The organism is Rhodococcus sp. IEGM1339, from assembly GCF_050321925.1.
GTDB classification, from domain to species: Bacteria; Actinomycetota; Actinomycetes; order Mycobacteriales; family Mycobacteriaceae; genus Rhodococcus; species Rhodococcus pyridinivorans.
Genome location: NZ_JBNQFT010000043.1, coordinates 1 through 11,709 on the forward strand (window position 1 = coordinate 1; position 11,709 = coordinate 11,709).

Consider the following 11,709-nt stretch of genomic DNA (forward strand, 5'->3'; position numbering starts at 1 on the left):
TGGTCGCATCCTGCGAGGCGAGCAAGATCGTCACCGGCGCATCGGCGAGTTGATCGGCCAACCGATCCAGGACCGGCCGCGCCGCACGCACAAGCTTCGAGTCTGTGGGGGTATCGATGTAGCGCAGACGAGAACCGTCCGAAGCCGCCCCGATGGCACGGCAGCGGCGCCAGGACTGCTCGATCTCCGGCCGCACTCGTGGCGAAGCACTGTCATACCTGTCGGAGTCGTACCTGTCGGAATTGCGATCGTCTACGTGCATGCGAAGCCGCTCGGTCACGTCGTCACCACCTCCAACACCTCACGATCAGTACGAACATTATGTAATAGAGGTCACATGAGCCATGGGTGTCCCAGAACGCTACACCGCAGACTTCTGAGCCCACATCCGGCGTATGCGCACCTTGTCCAATTTGCCCACTGACGTCTTGGGGACCTCGTCTACCCGCACGAACGTGTCGGGGTGCCAGAACTTCGGCAGGGTGACCGCCAAGTGGGCCCGAAGCTGATCATCGGAGACCTCCGCCGTTGTCCGAACCCACGCCACGGGGCGCTCTTGCCAGGTTTCGTGCGGTACCGCGATGACAGCGGCTTCCACCACCGCCGGATGCAGGAGCAGCTGGTTCTCGACCTCGACGGAAGAGATCCATTCTCCTCCGCTCTTGATGAGGTCTTTGACCCGGTCGCGGATCTCCAGCCGGCCGTCCGGGTGGATCACCGCGACGTCGCCGCTGCGCAGCCAGCCGGCGTCGAACGCCTCGGCGGCGCGGTCGTCGTCGAGGTACGTCCCGGTCACCCACGGCGAACGAACCTCCAGCTCGCCGGTGGTGAAGCCATTCCACGGCAGTTCCCGACCCTCTTCGTCGACGACACGCACCTGGAACAACGGCAAGGGTCTGCCTTGGCAATCGGCCGAGTTGCTGAAAGTTCCCATAGGGGAGGTTTCGGTCATCCCCCACCCGTTGACGGTCGCCACTCCCCGCTCCGCCCACCACCTCACCAGCACTGGTGGCAGCACCTGCCCGCCCAACCACATGGTCTGCACACTTCCGAGGTCGTAACGCTCGGGATCGGCATCGAACTGTGCACGCATGAGCGCCGCCACGGCCGGGGCGCCGACGAAGACATCGGGTGTCTGATCTGTGATGATGCGCAGCAACTCCGCGGGCGAGGGGTGCGGCCCGGGGAGGACGAGACGTGCGCCCTGCAGCACCCCCGCGTACGGAACACCCCAACTGTGTACGTGGGACATCTGCGTGGCAAGGAGGTACGAGTGCCGACCGTCGATCGCGACGCCCCCGGAAGCACTGATCGCCATCGCGTGCAGCACCGTACTTCGATGGCTGTACACGACCCCCTTGGGCAGCCCGGTGGTACCCGAGGTGAAACAAATCGACGATGCGGTCGTCTCGTCGAACTCCGGGAATTCCTCGATCGGCACGGCATCGAGCAACAATCCGTCGAACGACCACCAGGTCACCTCTGCAGGTACCGAACACTCGGCCTGCTCGAGATCACCGATGACCACCACATGCCGGATCCGCGGGAGGCGCGGGAGAATCTCGAAGAGAACGGACAACAGATCAGCGTCGATCAGCACAACCTCGTCCTCGGCCTTGTCCATTGTGTAGGCGATGTGCTCGGGTGACATCCGATGGTTGACCGTGTGCAGCACTGCCCCGCACGCAGGAACTGCGTAGTAGGCGACAAGATGCTCGAAGGTGTTCCAGGCCAACGTGGCAACCCTGGTTCCGAACCCGATGCCCAAGTTCTCGAAGGAGCCAGCAAACCGGCGTGCGGTCGCGCCGAGATCACGGTAGGTGAACTCTCGGTCTCCGCGGGTTGCGTCGCACGAGACGCCGACCCGGTCGGCGAAGACGTTCTCAGCACGCCACAGCAGCGAGCTGATCAGCAGTGGACGATCCATCATCGTGGTGAGCATGGCGCATTCCTCCGGATCAGGTGAGCGAGGGTACGACCAGCCTGCACACCAACCCTGGCACCGAACCGTCCGAATTTGCGACAGCGCCCGATGAACTCGTCCGCACTGTTGCGTTGTGGGACACCTCGACCGCCGTGAGGATCCCGAGACTGGAGCCACCTCACCCGCATAGGCGCCCGGCCGACACCGGCCGAGCCCAGCGGGCAACGAGCGCCGGAAGAAAGGTACTCCCATGACAAGTCGTCCAATGACGGAAGTCGCAACAGGATTCACCTACACCGAGGGACCTCGGTGGCACGAGGGCCGACTGTGGTTCGTGGATTTCTACACCCACTCGGTCAATGCCGTGAACGCCGACGGATCCATCGAACAGGTCTGCACCGTCGAACACCAGCCGTCCGGACTCGGATGGCTTCCCGACGGGCGCATGCTCGTCGTCTCGATGAAGGACCGCAAAGTCCTGCGCCGCGAACCCGACGGCTCACTCGCCGAGCACGCCGACATCTCCGAACACTGCCACGGTCACGCCAACGACATGGTGGTCGCCGCGAACGGGCAGGCATACGTCGGCGAGTTCGGATTCGATCTCATGGGAGGAGCCGACCACGAGCACGGCGTTGTCGTCCTCGTCGACACCGACGGCACTTCCCGAGTCGCAGCCGAAGGATTGTCCTTTCCGAACGGTATGTGCATCTCCCCGGACGGAAGAACGCTGTACGTCAACGAACTGTTCGGCAACCGCGTCTCCCGATTCGATATCGAACCGGATGGCACACTCGGCCCCCGTCGGGACTTCGCCTCGTTCGGCGATCTCGGCGACGAGCCGAGCGTGGAGAAGCGGCTTGCAGCGTGCACGATTGCACCTGATGGTCAGGCCCTCGACGCTGAAGGTGCCATCTGGATTGCCGACTGCGTCAACCAACGTGCCGTACGCCTGGCCGAAGGCGGAACCATCCTGGACGAGGTGAGTACGGCTCCGCTGGGAGTGTTCGCGGTCGCGCTCGGTGGCGATGACGGTCGCACACTATTTCTCTCGGTCGCACCGGATTTCGACGAAGCCAAGCGCAGCGCTGCGCGTGAAGCCAAGGTCCTCTCGACGAGAGTCGACGTTCCGCACGCAGGGAGGCCGTGATCGTGCTGCGCACACGTTTCACCGACACTTTCGGGATCGAGCACCCGGTGGTGTGCGGTGGCATGACCGGGGTCGGCACCGCGGAGCTGATCTCCGCGGTGGCCAATGCCGGGGGGTTGGGTTTTCTCACCGCGCTGACGCAACCCACCCCCGAAGCTCTCGTCGCTGAGATCGCCCGGTGCCGGGAAATGACCGATAAGCCGTTCGGTGTCAATCTCACCCTGCTGCCCACCGTCACTCCCGTGCCGTACGACGACTACCGGGCCGCGATCATCGACAGCGGTATCACCATCGTGGAAACCGCCGGCAGCAACCCCCAAGAACATGTGGCGGCGTTCAAAGCCGCCGGGATCAAGGTCATCCACAAAGCGGTAGCGGTCCGGCACGCGATCAAAGCACAGTCCATGGGTGTCGACGCCGTCAGTATCGACGGGTTCGAGTGCGCCGGCCATCCCGGCAACGAGGACATCCCCGGCCTGATCCTCATCCCCGCCGCAGCGCGCGTGCTCGACATCCCGATCATCGCCAGTGGCGGATTCGCCACCGGCGACGGATTGGCCGCAGCACTGGCCCTCGGCGCATCCGCAATCAACATGGGCACCCGGTTCGTGGCCAGCGACGAAGCTCCCGTGCATCCGAACGTCAAGGCCCAGATCGTTGCCAACGACGAACGCCAGACCATCCTCGTGTTCCGAGAGTTCCGTAATACCGCACGTGTGGCCCGCAACTCCATCTCCGAGACGATCGCAGCCCTCTCCGCCCGCCCTGACGCCACGTTCTCCGACGTCGCACACCTCGCCTCCGGGGTACGCGGCCGAACGGAAGTGCTGGAGAAGGGGAACATGGAAGACGGCATGTGGTGGGCAGGTCAATCCCAAGGTCTCATCGATGCCGTGCTTCCCTGCAAGACGATCATCTCGGACATCGTGAGCGATGCCGAAGCCGCCATCCGCAGGATTGCCGCCGACCTCGCCTGACAGGCAGACGGGAGAAGTCATGGAATACACCACCCTTCGCCACGAAGTCGAGGACGGCATCCTCACCGTGGTCCTCAACCGCCCCGACCGTCTCAATGCGTTCACCGTCGAGATGGCCGACGAACTCGAGCACACCTTCGGGTCGGTGAACGACGACGACACGGTCCGGGCCGTGATCGTCACCGGGGCAGGGCGCGCTTTCTGCGCCGGCATGGACCTGTCGAGTGAAGGGAATGTGTTCGGGCTCGACGAGTCGAAACGCCCCACTCTTGCCGACATGAAGAATCTCGACGACCCCGAATTGCGCCGGATCCGCGACACAGGCGGCCGCGTCACCCTCGCAATCCATGCCTGCCGTAAACCGGTGATCGCCGCAATCAACGGCGCGGCCGTCGGAATCGGTGCAACCATGACGCTGGCGATGGACGCGCGCCTGATGTCGACCCGAGCGCGGTTCGGCCTGGTGTTCGGCAAACTCGGAATAGTGCCCGAAGCGTGCTCGACATGGTTCCTTCCTCGGCTCGTCGGCATGCCCACTGCGCTGAATCTGGTCTATAGGGCAGAGATCCTCAACGCCGAGGTCGCATACATCGACGGGTTGGCGCAGGCGCTCCATGAACCCGAGATGTTGCTCAGCGAAGCGCGCGCGTTGGCGAATGCCTGGACCCGCGACCGCTCACCGGTCTCGGTGGCCCTGATGCGCCAGATGCTGCTGCGAAACGCGGCCGCTACTCACCCCGCAGATGCCCACCGCGTCGATTCGCTGGCCATGTTCTACACCAGCATCGGCGACGGCGCCGAGGGAGTGCAGGCATTCCGCGACAAACGCCCACCCGAGTTCCACGACAAGGCCTCAGCCATGCCGCCGTTCTACGAAGAGTGGATCGAGACAACGACGCCGTGAACACCTACTGCATCCCCGCTCCAATCAACCGAACAAAGAAAGTCTCATGAAGCCCACTGTCCTTATGCATGAACTCCGCCAGGAAATCGGACTACCGCTCGGCGACGGCATCCCCGCTGATTCGTCCACATCTCTGATGGTCTCAGCCGATGCTCTGAGCGCGTGGGGCGCAGAGACCGAAGCGGCCGCAACACGCGAGTTGGCAGCGATGCTCCATCAGTGTCGCTGAATACCGAACCTTCCACTTCACCACCTCAGTTCGTGATGATCGGTTCGTGCAGGGCATCGAACTCTCAACGGATCAGGGCTGGAGAAGCCCCGCGCCCGGTTGGAGCCACCTTCCCGACCACGGGGAAGGTGACCCGCCGCATTTCGCACGGAATGCGCCCGTGTGCGAGTGTTCGACGTCCCCTACCCGAAACGCGTACTTACATCGGGGGGGACTGCTGCACGATTCGGTGACAGTTTCGGTCACGCAGCCTGTGCGACTGGTGTGGTCATGATGGTTTCGAACTCGACCGGCGTCGATCGGGGGAGAGGCAGGTCCGGGACACCAGCAGGTCGACGGTCACGCCGAGAGGCCGTAATGCTTCGGCGATCTCTTCGAAGTGTTGCGCCGAGCGAGAATATCGGTCGGGGCCATGAGGACCGCCTGAAAGCCGCCTTCGATTACCAGTAACGCAAACGCAGTGGCTGCCAGGACGGGGGCCTTTCCGGCGCCGACGTCTCCCTGCAGCAGCCGATTCATCGGCCGGAGGCGGTCATGTCGGTGTGGATATCGGCTATCACCCGCAGCTGTGCACCTGTGGGTGTACGGCAGGCCGGCCAACCATGCATCGAGCAGTCGCCCGGTGGGCTTGTGGGCGATGCCGACTTCTGCGGCATGTGCGTTTCGAAGCACTCCGAGGGCAAGCTGCGACCGCAGGAGTTCGTCATAGGCCTGTCGGTCCCGTCCCTTTTCTGCGTGCTGTTTGGATGCGGGGACATGGACAGCGCGTAGCGCGGTCAGCCGCGACGGCAGCTTCCGTTGAGCCAGCAAGGTCGAGGGATTCGGGGGGTCATCCAGCTTCGGGAGTCGGCGGCGTGCATCGACCGCGGCACGGCGCAGCATCCACGTGTCCACCTCATGTTTCTGCGATTGGGGTAGATCGCGAGCAGTGGTGCGGTGGATTCGCTCATCGGCTCCAACAGTGGTGAGGTCATCTGCAATGCGCCGTTGAAGAACATGGCGGAGACTCGGGTGTTTTCGTCCGCGAGTTGGAATCGCACGTAACATTTTCCCCAGTTCCCCGTATGCTCACGAGTCGTGCGTATCGATCAGGTGTGGCGTTATCCGGTGAAATCGTTCGGAGGAGAACGGATCGACGCCGCAGCGATCGAAGCGGACGGTGCGCGCGGCGACCACCTGTGGGCGCTGGTCGACGCCGAAACCGGAAACATCGCGAGTGCGAAGCGTTTCCGACGCTACGGACTGCTGTTGACCTGCTCCGCACGACTTCTGAACGACGACGACCCCCGCGATCCGGCGGCACTCGAACTCACGCTCGCCGACGGCACGGTGGTGCGCGGCGACGATCCCGAGGTCGACGACCTGCTGTCGAAGCTGCTCGGTCACGACGTGCGGCTCGAACCGCGCGACCGCACCTACGACGAGGCGCCGGTGCATCTCGTCTCCCGCTCCGCGGTCGAAGCGCTCGGCACCGGCGACCCCACCGATGTCGCGTTGCGGCGGTTCCGGCCGCAGCTGGTCGTCGACACTCCGGACACGACCGGTTTCGTGGAGGACGAATGGATCGGCCGACGGGTGTCGGTGGGCTCGGCAGTCCTCGAACCGCACAAGCGCACCGCGCGGTGCGTCATGGTGACGCTCCCCCATCAGGAGGTTCCCGCGCGGCGCGACATGCTGCGTGAGGTGATGACCGCGCATCAGGTGCCCAATGTGCCGGAAGGCAAGCCGATGCCGTGCATCGGTGTCTACGCGACCGTCCCGACTCCCGGCGACATCACCGTCGGCGACGAAGTCCGGATCGGGTAGACCGGGTCACTTCCCGGCGAGGTAGTCCTCGACGAGAAGCTTCTTCTGCACCTTGCCCATGGCGTTGCGCGGAAGAGCGTCGGCGGTACGGATCTCGCGGGGGCGCTTGTGGATCGACAGGGTCTGCGCGACGAAGTCCGAGAGTTCGCCCGGATCACGGAGATCCCCGACGACGTAGGCGACGATCCGCTGTCCGAGATCGTCGTCCGGCACACCCACCACCGCCGCCTCCTGCACGCCGGCATGGTTCAGCAGCGCATGCTCCACCTCGCCGGCGCCGATCCGGTAGCCGCCGGACTTGATCATGTCGACCGATTCGCGGCCGACGATGCGGTGGAAACCCTGGTCGTCGATCACGGCGATGTCGCCGGTCTTGAACCAGCCGTCTTCGGTCATCGACTCGGCGGTCTTCTCGGGGTTGTTCAGGTAGCCGTCGAACAGGGTCGCGCCGGACACCTCCAACTGGCCGAGGGTTTCGCCGTCGTGCGGCACGAGGTTGCCGGCCTGGTCGCGCAGTCGGGTGGAGACCCCGTCGATCGGCAGACCCACCCAGCCGGGCCGACGCTCACCGTCGTGGCGGGTGCTGATCGTGATGATCGTTTCGCTCATTCCGTACCGCTCGATCGGCGCGGAGCCGGTGAGGGCGAGCATGCGCTCGAAGACCGGCACGGGCAGGGGTGCGCTGCCCGAGACCAGGAGTCGTGCGGACGACAGTGCGCGAGCGGACGATTCGTCGGCGACGACCCGCGACCACACGGTGGGAACACCGAAGTAGAGCGAACCAACCGCCGCTGCATAGGCTTCGGGCTTCGGTCGCACCGTGTGCACGAGCGACGAGCCCTGCCGGAGCGCACCGACGACGCCGAGGATGAGTCCGTGGACGTGGAACAGCGGAAGTCCGTGGACGAGAGTGTCGTCGGACGTCCAGTTCCACGCCTCGGCGAGGCCGTCGAGGCCGGCCGCCACGGCGGACCGCGAGAGCACGACTCCCTTGGGGGCACCGGTGGTTCCGGAGGTGTACATGATCATTGCGGCGCTACCCGGGTCCGCCTCGGCGTGCGAGGACGACGAGCGCGCGTTCGCGTCGACCGGGATCGCGGGCAGGGTGACGTCCTCGGGGGCAGTGCCGAGCCACACCTGCGCACCCGAGTCCTTCAGGATGTGCGCGCGTTCGGCCGGACCGGAATCCGGCGGCACCGGCACGGCGGCCACACCGGCCATGAGGCATCCGGTCGTGGCGATCACCGTCTCGATGCTCGCGGTGGCGTCGATGGCGACCCGCGAGGAACCGGCGACCTCGTCGGCCACCGCGGCGGCGGCTGCGATCAGTTCGGAACGGGTGAGCGATCCGTCTCCGACTCGGACGGCACTGCGGTCGTCGCCGCCTGCTCCGGACTCGGTGAGCGAGGTCAGCAACGGCACGGGCGTGGTGGTCATCGGTGGTCCCTTCTCGACGTCCTGCCGGACGGTGTCGCGCAGCGTCTGGTCCATATTGTGGACCGATGTGCTACGATGCGGTCCGGCTCAACCTATATTCCGTGACGCCTGCCGTCAACGACGCGTGAAAGGTTCCGATGAACAGCGTTCTCACCGCACTCCGCGTGTTCGAGGAGGTCGCGACCACGCAACCGGTCGGGCTGTCGGAGTTGAGCAAGCGCCTCGACGTCCCCAAGAGCACCGTCCAGCGATGCCTCAGGACCCTCGCCGAGGCCGGCTGGCTGCGCCCCTCGACGGCGAACGCCGGGCAGTGGGTCATTACCGGACGCGCGTTCAGCCTGGGCAGTGCGATGTCGTCCGGCGACGACCTACGCGAGGTCGCACTCCCGGAACTGAACCGCCTGCAGGCCGAGACGGGTGAGACCGTCCATCTCGCCGTGCCGGACGGGAACGAGCTGGTCCTGATCGAGCGACTCGACAGTCCCCATCAGCTGCGCGCCTTCCTCGCCCTCGGCACGCGCCTGCCTCTGCACGCCGCGTCCACCGGCAAGGCCTATCTCGCGTCGCTGCCCGACGAACGGATCGAGAATTTCCTCGCGACCGAACTCCCCTCGCTGACCGAGCACACCGTCACCGATCCGGCGGCTCTGCGCGAGGAGATCGCCGAGATCCGCGCCCGCGGGTACGCCGTGACCGAACAGGGGCTGCATGACGGCATCGCCGCCGTCGCCGTCGCCCTGCGCGGGCGCGGTGGCACTGTGCGCGGCTGCTTCAGCATCTCCGGCCCGGCTTCGCGACTGACCCCCGATCTCTTCGCCGACTACGGCGCGAAGGCGCTGGCAGCGCGGGACGCGATCGAGCGTCGCCTGCCCTGATCCACTCCGGGCGGGACCGGTGGGAACGCGCCACCTCTGGACATATCGTTTTTCGATATGTATAACGATTATCGATGGTATCGACAATCGATAGTGCCGCCGCCCGGCGAGTTCGGAGACGACCATGAATTCCACCCACGACACCGACCGCCCCCAGTGCCCGGGCGCCGAACCCGACACGCTCTCCCCCACCGAGACGTCGAAGAAGGACCGCACCGATCTGCGGGCGTCCCTCACCGTCTTCGCGCTGACCTCACTGATCGTGCTCTTCACCTATGTCCGCGACCTCGCGAGCTCCCTCGGCGACGGCATCGTGACCGCGCGGGTCCGGTTCGACGACGCGGCAGCGGCGCCGGTGCTGTCCACCCCGAACGGCGCCGACCTCCAGACCACCTCGACCACGGTGATCGACGTTCCGACCGACACCCTCTCACCCGTCAGCGTCGGCCTCCTCCGCGCTGGGGAGGCGGTACAGACGTTCGGCTACCTGACAGCCCTGGCCCTGCTGAGCTGGATCGTCGTGCGATTCGTCCGGGGCCGATTGTTCGACCGGGGTGTCATCCGGCTCGTGTGGGTCACGTCGATGGTGGCGATCGCGACCATCATCGTCCCGATGATTCCCCGCACGCTGGGCACCAACATGTTGATCCGTGACGTGGACATGAACGAGGTCCTCTCGAACGCGCCTCTCGGACCGGAGTTCTGGTACGCCTACGTCTTCTGCATGGTGATCTCGGCCGTGGGCGTGGTACTGCGGATCGGCAGCCGCATGGCGCGCGACAACGAAGGACTCGTCTGATGCCTCCGGAAACCGAGCATGCCGTCCGGTGTCATCTCGACGAGCTGCTGGCCGATCGGGGCATGACGCTCACCGAGTTGGCCGACAAGGTCGGCGTCAGCGTGGTGAACCTGTCGGTACTCAAGAACGGACGCGCCCGCGCGATCCGATTCTCCACCCTCACCGCCCTGTGCCGTGTTCTGGATTGCTCTGTGGGCGACATTCTTTCGGTCGACTGACCGACCCCGAACACGGCGATGCCCGGAACCTCGTGGGTTCCGGGCATCGCCGATGGTCCGGCCGGTGGCGCTCCGGCTGACGCACGGACCTGTTTCTTTCATTCCCCGATCGCGGGAAGAATGCGGGTGCGGACCTCACCGAAGCCGATGCGCGTCCCGTTCGGGCCGGGAGCGGTGGCCGAGATGGCGATCTCGTCGCCGTCCTCGAGGAAGGTGCGCGTCTCGTCGCCGACCTGCACGGGTTCTGCTCCGCCCCAGGTGAGTTCGATGAAGGCGCCGCGCTGGTCCTTCTCCGGGCCGGAGATGGTGCCGGATCCGAACAGGTCGCCGGTGCGGGTCGCGGCACCGTTGACCGAGGTGTGGGCGAGCATCTGCGCCGGCGACCAGTACATCTGCGCATACGGCGGACGCGACACGACGTGCCCGTTCCACTCGACCTCGAGATCGATGTCCAGACCCCACTTCTCGGTGCCCTTCAGGTACGGCAGCGGTTCCGGGTCCTGCACCGGGGTGTCGATACGGGCGGCCTCGAGGGCAGCGAGCGGAACGACCCACGGCGAGATCGACGTCGCGAAGGACTTGCCGAGATTCGGGCCCAGCGGCACGTACTCCCACGCCTGGATGTCGCGGGCCGACCAGTCGTTGAGGATGACCGCACCGAAGCAGTGGTCGGCGAACTCGTCGGGCCGGATCTGCGATCCCATCGGGGAGCCGACACCGACGACGAAGCCCATCTCGGCCTCGATGTCGAGGCGGATCGACGGACCGAAGACCGGCACAGGATCGTTAGGGCCCTTGCGCTGTCCGCACGGACGCACGATGTCGACCCCCGAGGTCACGACGGTGCTCGACCGACCGTGGTAACCGACGGGAAGGTGCTTCCAGTTCGGCATCAGCGGGTCGGGGTTCTGCGGGCGGAACAGCCGGCCGAGATTCGACGCGTGATTCTCCGAGGCGTAGAAGTCGACGTAATCGGCCACCTCGATCGGCAGGTGCATCGTCACGTCGGCAACGGCGAAGACCGCCTCGTCGGCGACATCGCCGGTCACGAGTTCCCTGATCGCAGCGCGAACTTCGTCCCACCGTGCACGACCCTGGGCCATGAACGCGTTGAGCGAGGGCTCGGCGAAGACGATGTCGTCCTCGAAGACACGGCTCAGGTCGAGGACCGAATCTCCGACGCGGACACCGACGCGGGGTTCGCTGTCGGCCGTGGAGAAGATGCCGTACGGCAGGTTGTCGAGGCCGAAGAGCGAGCCCTCCGGAATGGCGATGGTGGTCATGCGTTCGTTCCCTAAGTTTGTAGGTGTCTGGGGTCAGTGCCCTGGATGCCCAGAGCGGTGGGGTGTAGCTGATGAGTTCTTGCTTCGGTCGAGGCTTCGAAGGACTG

At 65.5% G+C, this 11,709-nt stretch carries 10 protein-coding genes and 1 pseudogene; 7 read left to right on the plus strand and 4 right to left on the minus strand.

The annotated features are described in order from the left end of the window. Positions 1–280, minus strand: a pseudogene (locus ACQR3U_RS22960) (hypothetical protein); the annotation flags it as partial. Positions 281–361: 81 nt separating this feature from the next. Then, positions 362–1,942, minus strand: coding sequence for a long-chain-fatty-acid--CoA ligase (locus ACQR3U_RS22965; RefSeq protein ID WP_006554680.1), 1,581 nt, complete (start codon positions 1,940–1,942; stop codon positions 362–364). Positions 1,943–2,174: 232 nt separating this feature from the next. On the opposite strand from ACQR3U_RS22965, the gene ACQR3U_RS22970 reads away from it, so the two are divergent. The 4 genes from ACQR3U_RS22970 (at position 2,175) to ACQR3U_RS22985 (ending at position 6,990) form a co-directional block, all read left to right on the plus strand. Further along, a complete protein-coding gene (locus ACQR3U_RS22970) occupies positions 2,175–3,074 on the plus strand; it encodes an SMP-30/gluconolactonase/LRE family protein (protein WP_230811558.1) in 900 nt (299 codons plus the stop codon). A gap of 2 nt (positions 3,075–3,076) precedes the next feature. Continuing rightward, positions 3,077–4,051 carry an NAD(P)H-dependent flavin oxidoreductase gene (locus tag ACQR3U_RS22975; RefSeq protein WP_170318582.1) on the plus strand — a complete coding sequence of 325 codons (975 nt, stop codon included), beginning with the start codon at positions 3,077–3,079 and terminating at the stop codon, positions 4,049–4,051. Positions 4,052–4,070: 19 nt separating this feature from the next. Continuing rightward, positions 4,071–4,955, plus strand: coding sequence for a crotonase/enoyl-CoA hydratase family protein (locus ACQR3U_RS22980; protein WP_230811562.1), 885 nt, complete (start codon positions 4,071–4,073; stop codon positions 4,953–4,955). A gap of 1,306 nt (positions 4,956–6,261) precedes the next feature. Further along, positions 6,262–6,990 (plus strand): MOSC domain-containing protein, encoded by a 729-nt coding sequence (locus ACQR3U_RS22985; RefSeq protein WP_094979914.1) that lies wholly within the window; start codon positions 6,262–6,264, stop codon positions 6,988–6,990. A gap of 6 nt (positions 6,991–6,996) precedes the next feature. On the opposite strand, the gene ACQR3U_RS22990 is transcribed toward ACQR3U_RS22985, so the two are convergent. Further along, positions 6,997–8,427, minus strand: coding sequence for an acyl-CoA synthetase (locus ACQR3U_RS22990; protein ID WP_230811563.1), 1,431 nt, complete (start codon positions 8,425–8,427; stop codon positions 6,997–6,999). A 137-nt stretch (positions 8,428–8,564) separates the two neighbouring features. Here ACQR3U_RS22990 and ACQR3U_RS22995 point away from each other — a divergent pair, with 137 nt between their 5' ends. The 3 genes from ACQR3U_RS22995 to ACQR3U_RS23005 all read left to right on the plus strand — a co-directional run bounded on the left by ACQR3U_RS22995 (position 8,565) and on the right by ACQR3U_RS23005 (position 10,319). Further along, positions 8,565–9,302: an IclR family transcriptional regulator gene (locus ACQR3U_RS22995; RefSeq protein WP_230811559.1), complete on the plus strand. Its 738-nt coding sequence runs from the start codon at positions 8,565–8,567 to the stop codon at positions 9,300–9,302. 124 nt (positions 9,303–9,426) lie between these two features. Then, the gene (locus ACQR3U_RS23000; protein ID WP_230811560.1) at positions 9,427–10,101 is read left to right on the plus strand and encodes a hypothetical protein; all 675 of its coding nucleotides are present in this window, start codon (positions 9,427–9,429) and stop codon (positions 10,099–10,101) included. Beyond that, positions 10,101–10,319: a helix-turn-helix domain-containing protein gene (locus tag ACQR3U_RS23005; RefSeq protein ID WP_064256486.1), complete on the plus strand. Its 219-nt coding sequence runs from the start codon at positions 10,101–10,103 to the stop codon at positions 10,317–10,319. The genes ACQR3U_RS23000 and ACQR3U_RS23005 overlap by 1 nt, the downstream gene beginning before the upstream one ends. A 98-nt stretch (positions 10,320–10,417) precedes the next feature. On the opposite strand, the gene fahA is transcribed toward ACQR3U_RS23005, so the two are convergent. Further along, a complete protein-coding gene (gene fahA / locus ACQR3U_RS23010) occupies positions 10,418–11,602 on the minus strand; it encodes a fumarylacetoacetase (protein ID WP_230811561.1) in 1,185 nt (394 codons plus the stop codon). Between the last annotated feature and the right edge of the window lie 107 nt (positions 11,603–11,709).